This window comes from Aeromonas sp. V90_14, assembly GCF_029967615.1.
In the GTDB taxonomy this organism is placed as follows: domain Bacteria; phylum Pseudomonadota; class Gammaproteobacteria; order Enterobacterales; family Aeromonadaceae; genus Aeromonas; species Aeromonas hydrophila.
In genome coordinates, this window is record NZ_JASCAS010000002.1 from 1 (window position 1) to 20,838 (window position 20,838).

The 20,838-nt window shown below is 63.7% G+C and carries 15 protein-coding genes and 1 tRNA gene; 10 read left to right on the forward strand and 6 right to left on the reverse strand.

What is annotated here, in order from left to right:
- Nucleotides 1-61: 61 nt before the first annotated feature.
- Nucleotides 62-145: transfer RNA gene (locus QLG02_RS02330), tRNA-Leu, on the forward strand.
- A 245-nt stretch (nt 146-390) separates the two neighbouring features.
- On the opposite strand, the gene QLG02_RS02335 is transcribed toward QLG02_RS02330, so the two are convergent.
- Entirely contained in the window at nt 391-2,223 is a 1,833-nt protein-coding gene (locus QLG02_RS02335) for an SLC13 family permease (protein ID WP_282464412.1), read from the reverse strand.
- A gap of 261 nt (nt 2,224-2,484) precedes the next feature.
- Between QLG02_RS02335 and pnuC the strand changes: the two genes are divergently transcribed.
- From pnuC to nifJ, 8 genes are all read left to right on the forward strand, one after another.
- Complete coding sequence (pnuC, locus tag QLG02_RS02340; protein WP_139750390.1) at nt 2,485-3,207, forward strand: nicotinamide riboside transporter PnuC; 723 nt, start codon at nt 2,485-2,487, stop codon at nt 3,205-3,207.
- Complete coding sequence (locus QLG02_RS02345; RefSeq protein ID WP_282464413.1) at nt 3,204-3,929, forward strand: nucleoside phosphorylase; 726 nt, start codon at nt 3,204-3,206, stop codon at nt 3,927-3,929. Before pnuC ends, QLG02_RS02345 begins: the two co-directional genes overlap by 4 nt.
- A gap of 127 nt (nt 3,930-4,056) precedes the next feature.
- Nucleotides 4,057-4,728, forward strand: a complete 672-nt coding sequence (locus tag QLG02_RS02350; RefSeq protein WP_282464414.1) for a Crp/Fnr family transcriptional regulator — start codon at nt 4,057-4,059, stop codon at nt 4,726-4,728.
- A gap of 43 nt (nt 4,729-4,771) precedes the next feature.
- Complete coding sequence (yqfB, locus tag QLG02_RS02355; protein WP_282464415.1) at nt 4,772-5,089, forward strand: N(4)-acetylcytidine aminohydrolase; 318 nt, start codon at nt 4,772-4,774, stop codon at nt 5,087-5,089.
- A gap of 67 nt (nt 5,090-5,156) precedes the next feature.
- Nucleotides 5,157-5,558 (forward strand): DUF1622 domain-containing protein, encoded by a 402-nt coding sequence (locus tag QLG02_RS02360; protein WP_016351614.1) that lies wholly within the window; start codon nt 5,157-5,159, stop codon nt 5,556-5,558.
- Nucleotides 5,559-5,759: 201 nt separating this feature from the next.
- Nucleotides 5,760-7,400 (forward strand): alpha-glucosidase, encoded by a 1,641-nt coding sequence (locus tag QLG02_RS02365; protein ID WP_282464416.1) that lies wholly within the window; start codon nt 5,760-5,762, stop codon nt 7,398-7,400.
- A gap of 411 nt (nt 7,401-7,811) precedes the next feature.
- Nucleotides 7,812-9,602, forward strand: coding sequence for a hypothetical protein (locus QLG02_RS02370; protein WP_282464417.1), 1,791 nt, complete (start codon nt 7,812-7,814; stop codon nt 9,600-9,602).
- A gap of 482 nt (nt 9,603-10,084) precedes the next feature.
- Nucleotides 10,085-13,630: a pyruvate:ferredoxin (flavodoxin) oxidoreductase gene (gene nifJ, locus QLG02_RS02375; RefSeq protein WP_282464418.1), complete on the forward strand. Its 3,546-nt coding sequence runs from the start codon at nt 10,085-10,087 to the stop codon at nt 13,628-13,630.
- A 67-nt stretch (nt 13,631-13,697) separates the two neighbouring features.
- Here nifJ and QLG02_RS02380 read toward each other — a convergent pair whose 3' ends face one another.
- On the reverse strand, nt 13,698-15,062 hold the full coding sequence (locus QLG02_RS02380; protein WP_282464419.1) for an MDR family MFS transporter: 1,365 nt from the start codon (nt 15,060-15,062) through the stop codon (nt 13,698-13,700).
- A 177-nt stretch (nt 15,063-15,239) separates the two neighbouring features.
- Here QLG02_RS02380 and QLG02_RS02385 point away from each other — a divergent pair, with 177 nt between their 5' ends.
- Complete coding sequence (locus QLG02_RS02385) at nt 15,240-15,836, forward strand: beta-phosphoglucomutase family hydrolase (protein WP_011706953.1); 597 nt, start codon at nt 15,240-15,242, stop codon at nt 15,834-15,836.
- An 85-nt stretch (nt 15,837-15,921) separates the two neighbouring features.
- Here the strand turns inward: QLG02_RS02385 and QLG02_RS02390 are convergent, their stop codons facing one another.
- The 4 genes from QLG02_RS02390 to QLG02_RS02405 form a co-directional block, all read right to left on the reverse strand.
- A complete protein-coding gene (locus QLG02_RS02390; RefSeq protein WP_011706954.1) occupies nt 15,922-16,719 on the reverse strand; it encodes a DUF1338 domain-containing protein in 798 nt (265 codons plus the stop codon).
- Between the two features lie 109 nt (nt 16,720-16,828).
- Nucleotides 16,829-18,298: a succinylglutamate-semialdehyde dehydrogenase gene (gene astD, locus QLG02_RS02395; RefSeq protein WP_282464420.1), complete on the reverse strand. Its 1,470-nt coding sequence runs from the start codon at nt 18,296-18,298 to the stop codon at nt 16,829-16,831.
- A gap of 70 nt (nt 18,299-18,368) precedes the next feature.
- Nucleotides 18,369-19,388, reverse strand: coding sequence for an arginine N-succinyltransferase (gene astA, locus QLG02_RS02400; RefSeq protein WP_011706956.1), 1,020 nt, complete (start codon nt 19,386-19,388; stop codon nt 18,369-18,371).
- 75 nt (nt 19,389-19,463) lie between these two features.
- Nucleotides 19,464-20,681 (reverse strand): aspartate aminotransferase family protein, encoded by a 1,218-nt coding sequence (locus tag QLG02_RS02405; protein ID WP_016351622.1) that lies wholly within the window; start codon nt 20,679-20,681, stop codon nt 19,464-19,466.
- Between the last annotated feature and the right edge of the window lie 157 nt (nt 20,682-20,838).

The following is a 20,838-nucleotide window of genomic DNA, read 5'->3' on the forward strand; positions in this document are numbered from 1 at the left end:
GCATCGCACTCATAATGCGGGGGTCACAGGTTCGAATCCCGTCATAGCCACCATTACTCCTGCGGAAGTGGCGAAATTGGTAGACGCACCAGATTTAGGTTCTGGCGCCCTAGGCGTGAGAGTTCGAGTCTCTCCTTCCGCACCATCAAAAGCAGTACCAAACAGACCAGCTCAGGCTGGTTTTTTTGTATCCGGCGTTTACCGCTCTCCCTCCCCTATCCATGCCATCGTACGCCGGCAATCCCTCCCATGTATCAACGGCTGGGCCTTGTGCTCGCCTCTACGACGGCGCTGATACCCGGCCTTTCGCTTCACACCACCCTTTGCATGTCACAGAGCACAGCGGGCAATAAAAAGGCGACCCGCCGGCCGCCATGTCGTTTGCTGTCGTCAGAACGGGAAGAACCAGGGAATGGCGATAACGCTCACCACCATCACCAGCAGGGTGAAGGGCACGCCGATGCGCACGAAATCCACGAACCGGTAGTTGCCGGGCCCCAGCACCAGGGTGTTGACCGGCGAGGAGACCGGCGTCATGAAGGCCGCCGAGGCGGCGATGGCGATGGTCATGGCGAACGGATAAGGGGAGATCCCCATCTGCTGCGCCGTACCCAGCGCAATCGGTGCCATCAGCACCGCCGTCGCGGTGTTGGAGATGAACAGCCCTATGATGGCGCACAGGGCGAACAGACTGGCCAGCATCACCCGTGGCCCCATCTCCCCTACCGCCGAGATCAGCGCGCCGACGATGAGGTCCACCCCGCCGGTCTTTTGCAGCGCCAGTGCGAAGGGCAGCATGCCGACGATGAGGATCAGGGTCGGCCAGTGGATGGACTTGTAGGCGCTCTCCATGTCGATGCAGCGGAATTTGCCCATCAGCAGGCAGGCGATCAGCGCCGCGATCACGTTGGGCACCGGATCGGTCACCATCAGGGCGATCATCACCCCGAGGCAGATGAGGGCGTGAATGGCCTGGCTGCGGGCCGGCGCCATCTCGTCCACCTCGGCCGGCAACCCCAGCAGCAGGAAGTCGCGGCTGTGGGTCTGCAGCAGGCGGATCAGGCTCCAGTTGCCCACCACCAGCAGGGTGTCCCCCAACTGCAGCGCCTCGTCCACCAGCTTGCCGCCAAGCGCCTCACCGGCGCGGCGGATCCCCACCACGTTGAGGCCATAGTGGGAGCGAAACGCCACCTCGCGGAGGCTCTTGCCGAGCAGGCGGGATTCGGGGATGAGCGAGACCTCCGCCATGCCCACCTCCCGCGCCTGATCGGAGAAGTATTCGCCGCGCAGGATCATGGGCTCGAGCCGCGCCTCGCTGCAGAACTCGCGCACGTCCACCTCGGGGTCGGACATGTCGATGAGCAGCACATCCTTGGCCTGGAACTCGGTCACCCCGGAAACGGTGACCATCACCCGCCGGAACTTGCGCCAGCGCTCCACCCCGATGACGTTGGCACCGTAGCGGGCACGCAGTTGCAGCTCGTCCAGGGTCTGGCCGATCAGCGGTGAATCGGGCCGGATCGCCAGCCGGCGCGCCCGGCCGGCCAGCCGGTAGTCGCGAATGAGATCGCGCATGGTGCTGCGCCCGATCTGCTTGCTCTTGCCCTCCTCCCCTTCACGCACCAGGGAGGTGCGCATCAGCAGCATGTAGAGGATCCCCATCCCCAGGATGATGACCCCCATGGGGGTGAAGCCGAAGAAGCCGAAGCCATGGATGTTGTGGCGCATCAGCTCGCTGTTGACCACCATGTTGGGCGGCGTCGCCACCAGCGTCATCATGCCGCTGATGAGGCCGGCAAAGCCGAGCGGCATCATCAGCCGGCCAGCCGGGATCCCCATCCGGTTCGCCACGCTCAGCACCACCGGGATGAAGATGGCCACCACCCCGGTGCTGCTCATCACGGCCCCGAGCAGGGCGACCGCCACCATCAGCAGCACCAGCAGGCGAGTCTCGCTGCTGCCGGCCACCTTCACCAGCGCATCCCCCACCTGATAGGCGATGCCGGTGCGCACCAGCCCCTCTCCCACCACGAACAGGGCGGCAATCAGGATGACGTTGGGATCGCTGAACCCCGCCAGCGCCTCCTGCAGGGTCAGGGTGCCGCTCAGCACGAACAATATGATGATCAGCAAGGCAACCACGTCCATACGGACCTTGTTGCTCACAAACAGATAAATGGCGCCCACCAGCATGCAGAGGACCCAGACCAACTCGGAATTCACACTTGCTCCTTTTGTTCAGCTCCACCCCGGCCGGAGCGGATTCCATCAGACCACAGCTCATTTCTCCCCGATTTGTTACATATCAATAAAGGGGCAGGGCATCATCGCATATCAGGGCGCCATCGGGGCCTAAAGTTGCCCCTGCTGTTTCTCCATTCTTTGAGGTGGCTCGGCCCGGGTCGGACAAAAGTCCTGCCAGCCTCCCCCCGTCGCCCCTAGAATAGGCCCGGTTCACGCCCCCAATTTTCAAAGGAAACGAAAATGAGCATATTCGAGTGGTTCAGCATCAATCACACCCTGGTGACCATACCGCTGGGCGGTGGTTACGCCATGTCGTGGATTGAAGCCGTCGGCACCCTGTTCGGGCTGGCCTGCATCTGGTGCGCCAGCCAGGAGAAGACCATCAACTACCTGTTCGGGCTCATCAACGTCAGCCTGTTCGCCATCATCTTCTTCCAGATCCAGCTCTACGGCCTGTTGCTGCTGCAGCTGTTCTTCTTCTGCGCCAACCTCTATGGCTGGTACGCCTGGACCCGGCCGGCCAACGCCCAGGGGGATACCCTGCAGATCCGCTGGCTCAGCAAGTCCAAACTCATCGCCACCGCCGCCGTGAGCGCGCTGGCCATCGCCCTGCTGACCCTCTACATCGACCCGGTGTTCGCCACCCTGGCGCGCACCTCGGTCGCCCTGCTCAACCTGTTTGGCGCCAATCTCGCCACCCCTGAGCCCTCCCCCGATGCCTTCCCCTTCTGGGATGCCAGCATGACGGTGCTCTCCGTGGTGGCCCAGATCCTGATGACCCGCAAGTACGTGGAGAACTGGATCCTCTGGGTGGTCATCAACATCATCAGCATCGGCGTCTATGCCGCCCAGGGGGTCTATGCCATGTCCCTTGAGTACCTGATCCTGCTGTTTATCGCCGCCAACGGCACTCGCCTGTGGATGGTCAGCGCCAAGCGCCCGCAACAGGAAGCGATCGCATGAGCCTGCTGCCCCATCTGCAATGCCGCCCGGACCAGATCGCCGAACGGGTGGTGCTGTGCGGCGACCCGGCCCGGGTCGACCGCATCGCCGGCCAGCTCGACGAGTGTGACGTGCTGGGCCAGCACCGGGAGTTTCGCCTGATCAACGGCCGCTACCGGGGGCTGCCCGTCACTGTGTGCAGCACCGGCATCGGCGGCGCCTCCGCCGTCATCGCGCTGGAAGAGCTGGTGCAGGCGGGTGCCAGCTCGCTCATCCGGGTCGGCTCCGCCGGCGCCCTGCAGCATGAGATAGCGCTGGGGGATCTCATCGTGGTGGAGGGAGCGGTGCGCAGCGAAGGCGCCTCGCAGGCCTACCTGCCCCCCGAGTACCCCGCCTGCGCCGATATCCGCCTGCAGGCCGCCCTGCTCGCCCATCTCGGCGCCAGCGGCCAGCCTCACTGGCACGGGCTGGTGCGCTCCCACGACAGCTTCTACCGGGATGACGAGCAGGACGTCTGTCGCTACTGGCACCAGCGCGGGGTGCTCGGGGCGGACATGGAGACCGCCTCCCTGCTCGCCGTGGGGCGCCTGCGCAAGGTGCGGGTGGCCGCCGTGCTCTGCAACGTGGTGGCCTTCGAGCAGGACGTGCAAGCGGGGGTGAGCGACTACGCAGCCAGCGAAGCCGCCATGATGACCGGCGAGCGGCTGGCCATCGCCGCCGCCCTCCACGCCCTGACGCAATAGACCGGGTCTGCCGGAGCCGCAGCGGCCCCGGCAAAACGTTAAGCCCGGCACATTCAGAGGCGCCGGGGCTGGCATCCCGCCTGCGCTCTTGCTAGCCTCATGGCCCTCGTCAAGCCGGGCCTTCACCATGCAGCAACAACCCTATCCGCTCGGTCGCTTTCACGCCGAGCTTGCCGCACTCGAACCGCGCTTTGCCGTGGCGCTGGCTGACTGCACCCTGTTTTCGCGCCGTTACCTGCCCGGTGAACCCATCATGCGCCAAGGGGAGCGGTGCGAGCAGCTCTATCTGGTGGCCCAGGGCCGGATTTCCCTCAACAGCGCGGTGCACTCAGGGCGGTTGTTTCAACTCGGTGAGATTGAGTGCCATAGCCAGATCTTCGGCGAGATGGAGTTCTTCAGCGCCACCCCGGTGCAGTGGAGTGTGGTGGCCGAGACCGAGCTGGACGCCGCCGTCATCTGCGCCGACAAGCTGGCCAAACGGCTGCTGGCCGAGCCCGAGCTGACCCTCTTCTTCGCCGCGGCGCTCGCCAGCGACTATCTGGATACCCTGGACATCACCACCAGCCGGTTGCTGCACCCCATCGCCTACAACATCGCCTTCGAGCTGTGGCGCGAGCGCCAGCGCACCCCCATGCTCGGCTCGCGCAAGCGGGCCCACGAGGCGGCGCGCTTCGGTACCACCGAGCGGGTCTATCGGCGCGCCCTCAAGGAGCTGATCGAACAGGGCATCGTCGCCGATGGCAGCGACGGCCCCGTCATCGCCGATCTGGCCAGGCTGCGCGCCTACCTCGACCTTTGATTTCCATTCACCCCATTTCGATTCACCCTGTCAGGAGAGTGCCATGTCTACCTATCCCGAGTTCACCTTCTTCAGCCGCTTCGTCGCCGACATCCAGGCCGGCCGCAAGACCATCACCATCCGCGACGAGAGCGAGGCCAACTGGCAACCCGGCCAGCGGCTGGCCCTGTTCACCAACCCGGAGCACCAGCCCTTTGGCACCATAGAGGTGCTCTCGGTCAAGGCGGTCGCCTTCGATGAGCTCAATGACGAGCACGCCCACCAGGAGAACATGACCCTCCCCGAGCTCAAACAGGTGATCCGCGACATCTACCCCGCCCTGCCGCCGCTCTATGTCATTGAATTCAAACTGCTTGATTGAGCCGGATTTGGTCTTTGCCGAGCGATGTGTTAATAGTGTCCTCTTTTGAATCAGGGAGGTGACCCGAGTGTTTGAGATAGCGAGCCTGCGAGAGGGCATGATGCACGGGGTCGAGCTGTTCCAGCTGCTGCTGGAGATCATCTCCATTGCCTGCGTGGTGATAGGGCTGGGCAAGACCCTCTGGCTGGCGGCGCGGGTGCGGGATCACGAGCCCGGCTTTCCCCATATCCGGCTCTGTTTCGGCAGCTGGCTCATTCTGGCGCTGGAGTTCCAGCTCGCCGCCGACATCCTGGCCACCACGGTGGCACCGAGCAAGGAGGAGCTGATCCGCCTCGCCATCATCGCGGTGATCCGCACCTTCCTGAACTACTTCCTCGGCAAGGAGCTGGAAGCCCAAGCGGAACGCCAGCAAGACAAGGCAGAGCGCCAGCAGGAACAGCGCAGCGAGCAGGCCAAGGCGGCTCAATAGCCCGTTTCCTTGCAGCAGCATCATCGCTGAGTGCCGTGCCATCCCGACCACAGCCGTGGCTCGGGATGGCCCAGTTGTGACCCTCCCCTCACTTTTGGCAATCAGCCAACTATGGAACCCTTTTCAAACCTTCCCCCGCCCTGTCGAGGGCCCGAGCATCTGCGTAAGATAAACCATCGCTTCCCCCAACCGGCCCAGCTGATGAACCCGCGACCTCTCCACACACCCGACATCGACCTCGATAGTTGCGTTATCTACCAGATCTATCCCATGAGCTTTCAGGACAGCGATGGCGACGGCATGGGCGACATCAACGGCATTCGTCAACGCCTCGGTTATCTGGCCACCCTGGGGGTCGACATGCTGTGGTTCACCCCTCTCTATCGCTCCCCCAAGCGGGACAACGGTTATGACGTGGCGGACTACCGCGCCATCGACCCCGCCTTCGGCACCCTGGCCGAGATGGAGCAGCTGATAGCCGAGGCGGCGGCTCACAGCATCGGCATCATGATGGATATCGTCGCCAACCACACCTCCACCGAGCATGAGTGGTTTGTGCAGGCGCTGGCCGGCGATCCCCGCTATCAGGGCTATTACGTATTCCGGGATCAAGCCTTCGTCGATGCCCACCCGGTCACCTCCATCTTTGGCGGCAGTGGCTGGCAGTACGTGCCGGCGCTTGATCGCTACTACCTGCACAACTTCGATGCGAGTCAGGTCGATCTGGACTGGGACAACCCGGCGGTGCGCGCCGAAATGGTAGAGGTGATCAACTTCTGGCTGGGCAAGGGAATCAAGGGGTTTCGCTTCGATGTGATCGACATGGTGAGCAAGGATTGGGGAAGACTTGCCATGAGCAACGGCCCGCGCCTGCACGACTATATCCGCGAGCTCAATGTCGAGAGCTTCGGCGGCCAGGGGATCATCACGGTGGGGGAAACCTGGGGAGCGGATCTCGCCCATATGCAGAACTATTCGAGCCCCGATGGCAGCGAGTTCAGCATGGTGTTCAACTTCGAGCATCTGGGGCTCGGCAGTGACAAGTGGACCTCCCGCTTCGACCCCCTCTCCTTCAAACGGGCCATGGCCCGCCACCAGCAGGGGCTGCACGGGCGAGGCTGGAACAGCCTGTTTCTCGGCAACCACGACCTGCCCCGCGCCGTCTCCCGCTTTGGCGACGACAGACCCGAGTGGCGTGAAACCAGCGCCAAACTGTGGGCCATGGTGCTGCACCTGATGCAGGGCACCCCCTTCATCTATCAGGGGGAGGAGCTCGCCATGACCAACCGCCACTGGCAGCCGGACGAGCTGCGCGACGTGGAGGCGATCAACTACAGTACCAGCCAGGCGGGACTGGAGCCTGCCGAGCTGAGTCGGCGGCTCGATGCCATCGGCCGCGACAACGCCCGCACCCCGATGCAGTGGGATGCCGGCCCCCACGCCGGTTTCAGCACCACCACGCCCTGGATTGCCCTCAACGCCAATCACGTCGAGATAAATGCCGCCGAGCAGCTGGCCCGCCCCGACTCGCCGTTTCACTGCTATCGCCAGCTCATCGCCCTGCGCAAGGCCCATCCCGTCATTCGCCACGGCGATTTCGAACTGCTGGATGGGGACGACCCGGATCGCATCGGCTATCGCCGCCGCTGGCAAGATCCGGCAAGCGCAGAGCGGCACACCCTGCTGCTGCTCGCCAACCTTACAGCGCGCCCTTTGGTCATGCCGCACTTTGACCAGGCGAAGGCCGGTGCCACCCTGCTGATGAGCAACTACCCGGGGCAGCCCACCGCCACCTTTGCCCCCTATCAGGCGGCCGCCTGGCTGCTGCCAGCAAGGGAGTAACGGGCAGCTCTATCCCCGTGCCATCCTCCGCCATGGAGGGTGGCCCCTGCCCACTGATGATTTCCCTCCCCTCGGCGGTCGATACGCCCCGGCGATTTACCCACTTAAAAACTTCGCATTTTCAGGCCCGCACCGCCTTGCCAGGCAATATCCAACCACAGCTCGCTATCGACAATTGAAATAGTTCAACACCCTGTTTTTATTGGCAATAATCGCCATCAAAAACGATGTTTTTATCATCAAGCGGCGATATTGAACGCTGTTTAGTCAGGGTTAAAAGTCAATTCAGATTTGTGCCCTTGTGGTTCTTCGCCGGCTCCTTATGGTTTCCATCCGAAGCGTGCGGCACGGCGCCGCACGCCGAGGTTCAGGCTCGCGGGCACTCTCCCGCCATAACAACAGGAAATCATCATGCGCAAAACCGGCGTGGCACTCGCCCTCTCCACCCTCTTCTGGTTCCACTCGGCCATGGCGGCCCCTCTGATCTTCCCGGATGACCCCACCCTCACCGACGGCCAGCACTCCCCTGCCCTCGATCGCAGTTTCCAGCTGGCCCAGGACGATCTGGGCAACCGGATCCACCAGCTTCACCTGCCCCTCCAGACCGAATCGGAACTGGTGGCGGAGCTGGAGCAGATCGGCAGGGAGCAGGGCTTTTCGGTCAGCACCCACGCTGACATGTACACCTGGACCGAGGACAACATGTGGCTGTCGCGCGATGGCGCCCTCATCTTCCGCCCCCAGGCGCCGCTGGCCGACAAGGATAGCTACCACGCCTTCGTCACCGCCCTGACCGAACAGAGCCCGGAGGCCGAGCAGGAGGGGCACCACAGCCTCGGCAGCCAGGATTCCCAGGGGCTGGATGATTACATGCTCTCCCAGGCCAACACCTTCGCCGAGGCGCAGGGGCGCGAGCTCATCCCCACCTTCTCCATCATCGATGGCGGCAACATGCTGACCGGCCAGCGAGCCGACGGTACGCCCTATGCCCTGATCGGCCGCGATGCCCTGCTGCAGACCACCCTGCACCACAGCCGGCTGGACAGTGAGCGTATTGCCGCTCTGCAGGAGAAGATGGAGCGCGACGGCGAGTTTCGGCTGCAACTCAGCGAAGAGGAGTGGCTGGGCAGACCCAATACCTTCCAAAAGGGCCATGACACCGAGGTGGACCTCATCCTGCTGGAGGCGGCCAACCTGCTGCCGCAAGGGCTGGATGAGCCGCAGCGCCACGCCTTTGCCAAGACCGCGCGCGCCAAGGCCGAGCTCGCCAAATTCGAAGTGGACGGGTCAACCCGGGAAGCGGCGGAGCAGCGGATGTTTCTGAGCCCGCAGCAAGGGGAGCGGATTGCCGAGCGCTATCGCGCCATCCATGGCCAACCGCTGCCGGCCTCCTTCGATCTGCTGACCCGCCTCAAGCAGGAGTACGCCAGCCTGGTGGTAACCGCCGAGCTTAACTCCGAGTTCAATGATGAGCAGATAGCCCAGGCACTGCCGACTCTGGCGGCCGATGCCGCCACCCTGGCCCGGCTGGGCCGCATGTTGCAGGCCGGTGGCTACCAGCGAACCGGGCTGACTGGCGCCGAGCAAGATCATCAGACCCGCCGCTTCCTCGCCATGATGGCCATCAGCCAGCGCCTGATGGCGCAGGAGCTCAAGGTGGCCGAGCGGGATCTGGTGATCCTGGCCCAGCCCGGTTTCCACCTCGACATGGCCATGCGCCCGCTGACCGACGATCGCATTTTGCTGAACGATCATGCAGCCAGCGCAGCGCTGATCGAGCAGGTGCTGGCTAGCAATGCCACCCTGAGCGACAGCGAGCGGCAGGAACTTGGCCAGAGCGTGACCAACCTGCGCCAGCAGAGCGAGCGCTGGCACAAGATCCACACTCTCATCCGCCAGCAGTTGAGCGATGCCGGCCTGATCCCCATCGCCACCCCGGGCGCGTTCACCGTGGGCAAGCGGCCGGTGAACTGGATGAACGGCATCATGGGCACCCGCCAGCAGCCCTTCTACATCACCAATGCCGCCAGCATCGCCCCCCTCAATCAGGCATTCGCCGCCTGGCTGCAACGCGAGGTGGCCGGGCTCACCCCCTATTTCGTGGGTCAGGCTGCCAGCAACAATCGGGAGGAGTTCAACCAGGCGGAAGCCCTGCTGCGCGGCAGCGGTGGGCTGGATTGCATCACCCTGCACCATGAGTAGCACCCCTCTCACGGGCTGGCATCGCATCAGACGGGTCCATTCCCCGACGCCAGGTGCAAGGGAAATGATGGTGGCAGAGAGCCGCCAAGATAATTAAAAAGGGCTCCTTAAGGAGCCCTTTTTATGACTGATGTGAAAGGCCCTCCCGCACCATGACCCTGTCATCTCGGCCATGAAACACTCTCGCGTCGCCCGACAGCGCAAATTTATTTGCTGCTTGATTATTTATTGACGGGGCCGGATCGACCCATTTTGCGCCCGATTCAGTTAATCGAATTACCCTCAACAACCATCCCGCCCGACCCTCTGCCGACTTGCCCCCATCACCGGCGATAGGCCGCCATCGCGCGCCGCCGCTGCCTTCGGCCTGATTATTTATCCCGTTTGTTCCGCGTTAATTTCCACTCTTACTATGGCGACGACCTATCCATGGCCGGCTGATCGCAGCCGCCATTCAAACTGGCATAGCAAGTGGGCAATTCATGATCACCACAGACGGAAACAACGCGGTCGCCTCGGTGGCCTACCGCACCAGCGAAGTCATCGCCATCTATCCCATCACCCCCAGCTCCAGCATGGCGGAACAGGCGTCAGCCTGGTCGAGCGATCGAGGCCTGAACCTGTGGGGCGACGTGCCGCGCGTGATGGAGATGCAGTCGGAGGGGGGCGCCATCGCCGCCGTCCACGGCGCCCTGCAGACCGGCGCACTGGCGACTTCGTTTACCTCGTCCCAAGGCCTGCTGCTGATGATCCCCAACCTCTACAAGTTGGCGGGCCAGCTCATCCCCTTCGTGCTGCACGTGGCGGCGCGCACCGTGGCGACCCATGCCCTGTCGATTTTCGGCGATCACTCGGACGTGATGGCGGTACGCCAGACCGGTTGCGCCCTGCTCTGCGCCAGCAATGTGCAGGAGGCCCAGGACTTCGCCCTGATCGCTCAGGTAGCCAGCCTCAACAGCCGACTGCCCTTCATCCACTTCTTCGACGGCTTTCGCACCTCCCATGAGATCACCAAGATAGTGCCGCTCGATGACGACACCCTGCGCGCCCTGCTGCCCGCCGAGGCGATCCGTGCCCATCGGGAGCGGGCGCTGACCCCCGACAAGCCGGTCATTCGCGGCACCGCCGCCAACCCGGACACCTATTTCCAGTGCCGGGAGGCCACCAACCCCTGGTATGACGATGGCTACCGCCATGTGAGCGAAGCGATGAACGCCTTCGGTGAGCGTACCGGGCGCCACTACCGGCCGTTCGAATATCTGGGTCACCCACAGGCCGAGCGGGTGCTGGTGCTGATGGGGTCCGCCATCGGCACCTGCGAGGAGGTGATCGCGCGGCTGATTGAACAGGGCGAGAAGGTGGGGCTGGTGAAGGTACGGCTCTACCGCCCCTTCTCGGCCGCACACCTGCTGGCGGTCATTCCAGAGAGCGCCCGCAAGATAGCGGTGCTGGATCGCACCAAGGAGCCGGGCGCCCTGGCCGAGCCCCTCTATCTGGACGTGATGAGTGCGCTGGCCGAGGCGGTCAGCCGGGGAGAAAGAACCAGCCTGCCGCGGGTCATCGGCGGGCGCTACGGCCTCTCCTCCAAGGAGTTCAACCCGGCCTGCGTGCAGGCCATCTTCGATGAGCTGGCGCTGGATAACCCACGGCCGCGCTTCACCGTCGGCATCTTCGACGACGTCACCGGCCTCTCCCTGCCGCTGCCGGCCCTCGATTATTCGAGCCCCAGCCTTGGCAACCAGCACAAGCTGGAGGCACTGTTCTACGGCCTTGGCAGCGACGGTACAGTATCGGCGGCCAAGAACAGCATCAAGATCCTCGGCAACCACACCGACCTCTACCCCCAGGGCTACTTCGTCTACGACTCCAAGAAGGCGGGCGGCCTCACCGTCTCCCACCTGCGGGTCGGCGAGCGGCCGCTGCAGTCGGCCTACCTGGTGGACGAGGCGGACTTCATCGGCTGCCACCAGTGGCAGTTCATCGACATGTACCAGATGGCGGAGCGGCTGAGGCCCGACGGCATCTTCCTGCTCAACAGTCCCTACGACGCCGAGCAAATCTGGCAGCGGCTGCCCCAGGAGGTGCAACAGGCCCTGCTCCAGAAGCGTGCGCGCCTCCATACCATCAACGCCGCCAAGATTGCCCGCGAGTGCCAGCTCGGCAACCGCATCAATACCGTGATGCAGATGGCCTTCTTCCAGCTCACCGCCATCATACCGCCGGCAGAAGCGACCGAGCTGCTGCGCCAGACCATCGCATCGAGCTATGGCAGCAAGGGGCAGGCGCTGGTGGAGCGCAACTGGCAGGCCCTGGCCGCCACCTGCGAGGCGCTGACTCAGGTGCCGCTGCAGGCGCTTGACCCCACCAGCCACCAGCGCCCGCCCGTGGTATCGGCCAAGGCGCCAGACTTCGTTCAGACCGTCACCGCCGCCATGCTGGCGGGGCTGGGTGACAGCCTGCCGGTCTCCGCCTTCCCGCCGGACGGCACCTGGCCGGTGGGCACCACCCGCTGGGAGAAGCGCAACATCGCCAAAGAGGTGCCCATCTGGCAGGCAGACCTCTGCACCCAGTGCAACTACTGCGTGGCGGCCTGCCCCCACTCCGCCATCCGCGCCAAGGTGGTGGACAAAGCGTCGCTGGCTGGTGCACCCGCTACCCTGGATGCACTGGATGTGAAGGCCCGCGACATGCGCGGCCAGCAATACGTGCTGCAGGTGGCACCGGAGGATTGCACCGGCTGCAACCTCTGCGTCGAGGTGTGCCCGGCCAAGGATCGCACCGAACCTAGCCGCAAGGCGATCAACATGGAGTCCAGGCTGGATCATCTCGAGGCCCAGAAGGCCAACTACGACTTCTTCCTGGACTTGCCCGAGCGCACCGCCGAGCAGCTGGAGCGCATCGACATCCGCACCTCCCAGCTCATCTCGCCGCTGTTTGAATACTCGGGTGCCTGCTCTGGCTGCGGCGAGACCCCCTACATCAAGCTGCTGACCCAGCTCTACGGGGACAGATTGCTCATCGCCAACGCCACCGGTTGCTCCTCCATCTATGGCGGCAACCTGCCCAGCACCCCCTACACCACCAACGCCGACGGGCGCGGGCCGGCCTGGGCCAACTCCTTGTTCGAGGACAACGCCGAATTTGGCTTGGGCTTCCGGCTCACCGTGGATCAGCATCGCGAGCGGGTACGCCGCCTGCTGGCAAGCCTGGGGGACGCCGTCCCGGCCGAACTGCAACAGGGGCTGCAAGACACCAGCCAGCCGATCTCCGAGCAACGGGCCCACATCGCGCAGCTGCGCGCACTGCTGCAGGGGCGCACCGACGCCCCGGCCCAGGAGCTGGCCCGAGATGCGGACTACCTGGTGGAGAAATCGGTCTGGCTCATCGGCGGCGACGGCTGGGCCTACGACATCGGCTACGGCGGGCTGGATCACGTGCTGAGCCTGGGGGAGAACATCAACGTGCTGGTGCTCGACACCCAGTGCTACTCCAACACCGGCGGCCAGCAGTCCAAGGCTACCCCGCTCGGCGCCATCACCAAGTTTGGCGAGCAGGGCAAGCGCAAGGGGCGCAAGGATCTTGGCGCCAACGTGATGATGTACGGTCACGTCTACGTGGCGCAGATCTCCCTCGGCGCCCAGATGAACCAGACGGTGAAGGCCATTCAGGAGGCCGAAGCCTACCCGGGTCCGTCGCTCATCATCGCCTACAGCCCCTGCGAGGAGCACGGCTACGATCTGGCCCAGAGCCACGAGCAGATGAAGCAGCTGACCGCCACCGGCTTCTGGCCGCTCTACCGCTACGATCCACGTCGCAAGGAGGAGGGCAAGGCGCCGCTGGCACTGGACTCCCGGGCCCCCAGCGCATCGCTGGCCGAGACCCTGCAGCAGGAGCCCCGCTTCAAGCGGCTGGAACGCCAGTTGCCGGAAATCGCCAGCCAGCTCTATCGGGAAGCGGAGCTGGACGCCAACCGCCGCTTCGCCTGGCTGAGCCAGCTGGCCGGCAAGGAGGCGCCAGCCCAGGAGTAGAAACGCAGACCCACCAACAAACAGGGCTCCCCATGGGGAGCCCTGTTGCCATGTCGCGGTGACGCCATCAGGCGTGGATGCTGGCCAGCTCGTGGCGTTTCAACGCCAGCAGGGTGATGAGCAGCGCGGCGGTGGCGATCAGCGCCATACCGATATAGGTGGCGCTGAAACCGGGTGCCAGCTCGGCCGGGCTCAGGCTGGCCAGGTTGTGGCTGCTGCCCGCCGGCAGAGCGGAGTGAAACAGCACGGAGCAGATGGCCACCCCGACCGCGCCCCCCAGCTCGCGGCCGAAGTTGAACAGCGACATGCCGATGCCGCGATCTTCACGTGGCAGGGCGTTTTGCACCACCACCGACAGCGCCGGCAGCACCAGGCCCAGCCCCAATCCGGCAAACCCCAGTCCCAGTCTGGCCCAGACGTCGAAATGAATTTGCCACAGCGCCAGCGCCGACAGGGCGAACCCCAACACCACGAAGCGCCGGTAGTAACCGGTGCGGCCGATCAGCTTGCCGCCGACGAAGGCCCCCGCCGTGATGCAGACCATGAAGATCACCATGTAGAGCCCGCTCTCGCTGGCCCCCATTCCCTTCTGCCACTGCATCTGCAGCGGCAGATAGACCAGCACCGCGAACATCAACAGCTGCGAGGCCAGCGCCAGCAGCACGCTCACCAGATAACCGGGCAGCCGGGCCAGATGGGCCGGCAGTATGGGATCGTGAGCCCGCCGCTCCACCAGGATCAGCAGCAGCAGGGCCAGCGCCAGTCCCGCCGCCAGCCAGATGGCGGGCAGGGCGGTCTCCGGCGAGAGCAGCAGCAGGCTCAGGGTGGTGACGGTGATCAGCAGCGCCGCCCCCTTCCAGTCGAAGCGACTGTGACGGCGCACATTGAGGTGACCCAGGTTGCGGTTCACCAGCCAGAGCGCGAGCGCCCCGAGCGGCAGGTTGATCCAGAAGATCCAGCGCCAGCTGAGCTGCTCGGTGAAGTAACCGCCGAGCAGGGGGCCGGCGATGCTGGAAACCGCATAGACCGCCGAGATGTAGCCCTGATACTTGCCCACCTCCCGCGGCGGTATGCTGTCGGCGATGACGGTGAAGGCGAGCGCGATCAGGCCGCCTCCCCCCAGCCCCTGCAGCACGCGGGCAGCCAGCAGGGTCGGCAGATCCTGGGCCAGGCCGCAGGCCACGGAGCCGGCCAGAAACAGGCCGATGCCGATGTTGAGCATGCGCACCCGGCCGAACATGTCGCTCAGCTTGCCGTAGATGGGCAGGGCGGCAGTGGCCGCCAGCAGGTAGGCGGTGACCACCCAGGTGAGGGCGGCGCCGGCGTTCAGCTCGGCCCCTATGATGGGCAAGGGGGTGGTGACTATGCTCTTTTCCAGTGAACCCAGGGCGATCACCAGGGCCACGCTCGAGAAGATGGTTTTTGGGGACATATGACGGGCTCGCTCATTTGAAAATGCCGGGATCTGCAACGCAGAACTTATTATTGTCTCATAAATCATCAGCCGATGGCCAAAACCGCTCCTGAGCGGCAAGCATGACCCCGCTCGCGGCATTGCCTCCTGCATTCTGGTAGGCTGGCTGTTCACCCCCCAAGAGGAAGCAGCCCCATGTCCGAGCAGTTCCGGTTTGAGCAATACGATGCCCTGATTTTCGATATGGACGGCACCCTGGTCGACTCCATGCCCCTGCATCTGGATGCCTGGGAGGAGACCAGCGCCGAGTTCGGTCTGCCCTTCGATCGCGCCCAGCTCAATGAATTCGGCGGCATTCCCACCCGCAAGATAGTCGCCATCCTGGCCGAGCAGCATGGGCTGGATATCGATGTGGACGCCTTCACCCGGCGCAAGGTGGCGCTCTATCTTGAGCATATCGACAAGGTCAGCGTGTTTCCCGCCATGTGGGAACTGGTCAAGCGCTGCCACGGCAAGGTTCCGATGGGCATAGGCACGGGTTCATCGCGCGAGCACGCCCTGCACATCCTGAAAAACACCGGTCTGGATGCCTATATACCCGTGCTGGTCAGTGCCGATGACATCGACAACCACAAGCCTCACCCCGACACCTTCCTGAAAGTGGCCGAGCTGCTCGGCGCCAACCCCGCCAACTGCCTGGTGTTCGAAGATACCCAGATCGGCCTGCAGGCGGGCCGCGCCGCCGGGATGGAGACGGTGCTGGCACTGGAAGGAGAGCTCTACCAGCGCTAGGCCACACTGCCCCTGCCACCAATGAAAACGCCTCCGCAAGGGAGGCGTTTTGCATGCAGCAGTGGCGGGATGACCCGGCCCCGCTTTACATGGCGTTGGTGGATTCGAAGATCTTGTCGGCCGAGGCTTCGACGAAACCCGGGTAGAGCACACCGTCGGCCTGCGGGTAACGCAGGGCGAATTCGTAGAAACAACTCGGGATGGTGCGCACGCCGTCGGTGAAGGCCACGTCCGCCTTGTCGGCCATGGTGGACGACTGCTCCAGCATCACCTGAGGATCCCCTTTCACCTCGCCACCCACGCCATTGAGCACGAAGCCCGCGGCCTTGAGGGCGGCGTTGACCTGCTGGATGGTGTCGAAGTCCTTCAGGCGGTTGATGTTGACGGTGAAGTGGTTGGCACGATAACCCCAGGCCGCCATCCAGGCCGCATACTCGCTCTCCGCCAGCAGGGTCTGGTAATCGGCCCAGGAGACCTGCCAGGGGGCGCCGGCATAGAGGAAGGCCTGGGTGTCGGTCAGGTGATCGGGCACCTGAGCCGCCAGCTTGTGGATGATGGCCTGGGCCGCGTCGGAGAGCTCTTCCACCTTCAGCTCGCTGATGAACACCTTGGGCGCGTCCGGGTCTTTATGCTCGAAGTGCTTGGCGTAGAGCTTCTTGGCCTTGAACACATACTCACCCTTCTGCTCGTAGCCGAGCGCCAGGAAGTGGGCGGCCAGCTTCTCCAGCCCCAGCTTGGGCAGGTTGTAGGTGCGAAACGCCACGTGGTCGTTGACGATGGGCTCGCCGCCGCCCAGCAGTTGATGAACCTTGTGGGCACTCGGGGTGACTTGAATGTAGTTATCCCACAAATGACCGAACAGGGTGTCGATATCCTTTTGCATCTCTCTTTCCTTTGATTGCGGGTACAGACAAGGGCACCAGTTCAGTGCCCCTTTTATTGTCGTGGTCAGGCGCTGGCGCCAACACAGAGAGCGCCCGCCTTTGCCTTGCTTAGAATGTCAGGCCGGGAGACAGCTGATCCGGCATGGCGGCCTTGCTGTCTTCGACGGAAGCCACCGGATACGCACAGTAATCGGCGGCGTAGTAGGCGCTCGCCCTGTGGTTGCCGGAGGCGCCGATGCCACCGAACGGTGCGGCACTGGAGGCGCCGGTGATGGGCTTGTTCCAGTTGACGATGCCGGCGCGAATGCGCTTGAAGAAGTGCTGCCAGTCCGCCTCGCTGTCGCCGAGCAGGCCGGCCGAGAGGCCGAAGCTGGTGGCATTCGCCTTCTCGATAGCGGCATCGAAGTCGTCGTAGCGAATGAGCTGCAGCAGCGGGCCGAAGTACTCTTCGTCCGGCAGCGCGCTGACCGCGGTCACGTCAATGATGCCCGGGGAGACGAAGCCGGTGCCCGCTTCCAGGTGCGTGAGGGTGAGCAGGCTCTCGCCACCGAGGCGCTGCAGGTTGGCTTGCGCCTCGACCATGCCGAGCGCTGCTCGCTCACTTATCATGGCGCCCATGAACGGCTGCTCGGCGGCGTCATAAAGGCCGACCTTGATCTGGCCAACCACCTCTACCAGGCGCTTGACCAGGGCATCGCCCCGCTCGCCGCGCTCGACAAACAGGCGGCGCGAGCAGGTGCAGCGCTGGCCCGAGGTGATGAAGGCGGACTGCACGATGGCATGGACGGCGCCGTCGATGTCGCTCACGTCTTTCACGATCAGCGGGTTGTTGCCACCCATCTCCAGGGCCAGGATCTTGCCCGGCTGGCCGGCAAACTGCTGGTGCAGGAAGTGGCCGGTACGGGACGAACCGGTGAAGAAGAGGCCGTCGATGTCCGGATTGCCGGCCAGCGCCTTGCCGGTGTCGACCTCGCCCTGCACCAGGTTGAGCACGCCCTTGGGCAGCCCCGCCTCCTGCCAGATCTTCAGCATGGCCTCGGCCACCATGGGGGTCAGCTCGGAAGGCTTGAACACCACGGTATTGCCGGCGATCAGCGCCGGCACGATATGGCCGTTGGGCAGGTGGCCCGGGAAGTTGTAGGGGCCGAACACGGCCACGACGCCGTGGGGCTTGTGGCGCACGAACGCCTTGGCGCCGGGCATGGGGTTCTCCACGGTGCCGGTGCGCTCGTCATGGGCGCGGATGGAGATGGCGATCTTGCCCTGCATGGCGGCCACTTCGGTGCGGGTCTCCCACAGCGGTTTGCCGGTTTCGCGGGCGATGGTCAGCGCCAGCGCCTCCTTGTGCTCGCCAAGCAGGTCGGCATAGCGGCGCACGATGGCCAGACGATCGTCGAGGGCCAGATCGGACCAATGATAGAAGGCATGGCGGGCAGCCTTGACGGCGGCCTCCACCTGGGCGGCGCTGGCGGCCTCCCCTTGCCAGATCACCTGATTCTTGGCCGGGTCCTTTGACTCGAACGGCTTGCCTGCACCGGCCAGCCACTGACCGTCAATAAACTGAACTAACTGGCTCATCCTTCACTCCCTGTGGTTCGCAGGCAGCCTTGGCTGCCTGTTTCATATGCGGTTTTACTGCTGATATGACTCAATCGAGATCGACGGCGCGCACCATGTCGCCATCCTGCACCTTGAGTGCGGCCGCCATCTTGGGCGGGATGATGGCTTCGTGCTTGTCCAGATCGACCCGGATGTTGCCGTAGCAGGCGCGGTAGTGCTCGTAGCGGGTATTGCAGACCAGATGGGTCTTGCCGCCGATGGGCTCACCCACCAGCACCCGCAGCTTCTGGCTGCGGCGCACGCTGCGAATGTTCTTCACGTCGCACTCGACGGTGGGGCCGGCATCGAAGATGTCGACATAGCCGCGATTCACGAATCCTTCGTCCTGCAGCATCTTGATGGCCGGGCGGGTCTTCTCGTGGGTCTGACCGATGACGGCGCGCGCCTCGTTGCTCAGCAGATTGACGTAGATGGGGTACTTGGGCATCAGCTCGGCGATGAAGCGCTTCTTGCCGATGCCGGTGAGATAGTCGACGGTGGGAAAATCCATCGAGAAGAAATGCTTTTGCAGCCACTCGTAGAAGGGGCTGTGACCATCGGCATCGGAGACGCCACGCATCTCGGCGAAGACGGTCTCGTCAAACAGCTCGGGGTGTTCGGCCATGAACAGAAAGCGGTGCTTGGAGAGCAGACGGCCGTTGAGCCCCTCGCGGGCGCATTCGCGCAGAAACAGGGTGCAGAGCTCGGAATTGCCGGTGTAGTCGTTGGAGAGGGTGAGGGTTTCCACGACGTTGTAGATGCCGAGCTTGGGGGAAGAGTGCACCACCTTGCCGATGTGATAGTTGTAGAACGGCTGGGACAGGCCCACGGCCGCATCGATGGCACAGGTACCGACCATTTCGCCGGTCTCCAGATCCTCGGCGACGAAGAAATAGAGGCAGTCACCCTTGCCCGCAGGCTTGTCCGAAAAGGTCTGGGTGGAAGCGTCTATCTTGCGCTGCAGCAGTTCATCGTTGACGGGCAACGAAGTCATGCCGGTGCCGGATTCGATGGCACAGGTCTTGAGACCGGCAAAATCTTTTTGCTCGATGGGACGGATAACCAACATAAATGACAACTCCCTTTCATTGACGACAGGTGGGGTCCCGGCTCCTGCCGGGAGGGTTCCCCACCTCAATTTGGATCAGGCGTTAACCACCTGGGCAACCGCTTTCTCGAACCGTACCAGCCCTTCCTTGATGTCCGCTTCCGGAATAACCAGGGACGGCGCGAAACGCACCACGTTGGTGCCGGCTACCAGCGCCATCAGACCCTGATCGATGGAGGCCAGCAGGAAGTCGCGGGAGCGGCCCTTGTAGTCGTCGTTCAGCACGGCGCCCAGCAGCAGCCCCTTGCCGCGCACTTCGCTGAAGCAGTGGTACTTGGCGTTGATGGCCTCGATCCCTTCGCGGAACAGCTGTTCACGCTGCTTGATGCCGCTGAGCACTTCCGGGGTGTTGACCACGTCGATCACCGCTTCGGCCACCGCGCAGGCCAGCGGGTTGCCACCGTAGGTGGAACCGTGAGTGCCCACTTTCAGGTGGGAGGCGATCTCGGTGGTGGTCAGCATGGCGCCGATGGGGAAGCCGCCGCCCAGTGCCTTGGCGCTGGTGAGAATGTCCGGCGTGACACCCAGACCCATGTAGGCAAACAGATCGCCGGTACGACCGACGCCGGATTGCACTTCGTCATAGATCAGCAGGGCGTTGTGCTTGTCGCACAGCTCGCGCACCCCTTTGGCAAACTCGTCGGTGGGACGAATGATGCCGCCCTCGCCCTGCAGCGGCTCCATCACCACGGCGCAGGTATTGTCGGAGATGACGGCAGCCAGCTCCGCCAGATCGTTGTAGGCCACGTGGGTGATGTCCGCGGGCTTGGGACCGAAACCATCGGAGTAGGCAGCCTGGCCACCGACACTGACGGTAAAGAAGGTACGACCATGGAAACCCTGGTGGAAGGCGATGATCTGGGTCTTGTGGGCACCGAATTTCTCGATGGCGTAGCGACGGGCCAGCTTGAGAGCGGCTTCGTTGGCTTCGGCACCGGAGTTGCAGAAATAGACCTTGTCGGCAAAGGTAGCGGCGACCAGCTTCTTGGCCAGGCGCAGGGCCGGCTCGTTGGTCATCACGTTGGAGAGGTGCCACAGCTTCTCGCCCTGGGTTTTCAGGGCCTCGACCAGCTTGGGATGGCAATGGCCCAGGCCATTGACGGCGATCCCGCCGGCGAAATCCACATACTCACGGCCTTCCTGATCCCAGACACGTGACCCTTCACCACGCACCGGGATGATCTTGGCGGGCGCATAGTTGGGAACCATCACTTCATCAAACACTTCACGTGTCACTGCCAACAACTCTGACATATTGCTCTCCTTCGATCTGGCGACAGAATAATCCACCGCCCAAAAGTTAAATCCATGTAAACACATCGGCATTGTCACAGAAAAAAAGCTAAAAGTCTGCAACAAAGCGCGTTACAGGGAACAATGTTCGACTGCCCGTGAGATTTTAGGCAACCGC

What these genes read in the sequence shown, in the direction of transcription:
- pnuC (WP_139750390.1), top strand. Translation starts at nt 2,485, where the DNA reads ATGAGCATATTCGAGTGGTTCAGCATCAATCACACCCTGGTGACCATA.
- QLG02_RS02345 (WP_282464413.1), top strand. Translation starts at nt 3,204, where the DNA reads ATGAGCCTGCTGCCCCATCTGCAATGCCGCCCGGACCAGATCGCCGAA.
- QLG02_RS02350 (WP_282464414.1), top strand. Translation starts at nt 4,057, where the DNA reads ATGCAGCAACAACCCTATCCGCTCGGTCGCTTTCACGCCGAGCTTGCC.
- yqfB (WP_282464415.1), top strand. Translation starts at nt 4,772, where the DNA reads ATGTCTACCTATCCCGAGTTCACCTTCTTCAGCCGCTTCGTCGCCGAC.
- QLG02_RS02365 (WP_282464416.1), top strand. Translation starts at nt 5,760, where the DNA reads ATGAACCCGCGACCTCTCCACACACCCGACATCGACCTCGATAGTTGC.
- QLG02_RS02370 (WP_282464417.1), top strand. Translation starts at nt 7,812, where the DNA reads ATGCGCAAAACCGGCGTGGCACTCGCCCTCTCCACCCTCTTCTGGTTC.
- nifJ (WP_282464418.1), top strand. Translation starts at nt 10,085, where the DNA reads ATGATCACCACAGACGGAAACAACGCGGTCGCCTCGGTGGCCTACCGC.
- QLG02_RS02380 (WP_282464419.1), bottom strand. Translation starts at nt 15,062, where the DNA reads ATGTCCCCAAAAACCATCTTCTCGAGCGTGGCCCTGGTGATCGCCCTG.
- QLG02_RS02385 (WP_011706953.1), top strand. Translation starts at nt 15,240, where the DNA reads ATGTCCGAGCAGTTCCGGTTTGAGCAATACGATGCCCTGATTTTCGAT.
- QLG02_RS02390 (WP_011706954.1), bottom strand. Translation starts at nt 16,719, where the DNA reads ATGCAAAAGGATATCGACACCCTGTTCGGTCATTTGTGGGATAACTAC.
- astD (WP_282464420.1), bottom strand. Translation starts at nt 18,298, where the DNA reads ATGAGCCAGTTAGTTCAGTTTATTGACGGTCAGTGGCTGGCCGGTGCA.
- astA (WP_011706956.1), bottom strand. Translation starts at nt 19,388, where the DNA reads ATGTTGGTTATCCGTCCCATCGAGCAAAAAGATTTTGCCGGTCTCAAG.
- QLG02_RS02405 (WP_016351622.1), bottom strand. Translation starts at nt 20,681, where the DNA reads ATGTCAGAGTTGTTGGCAGTGACACGTGAAGTGTTTGATGAAGTGATG.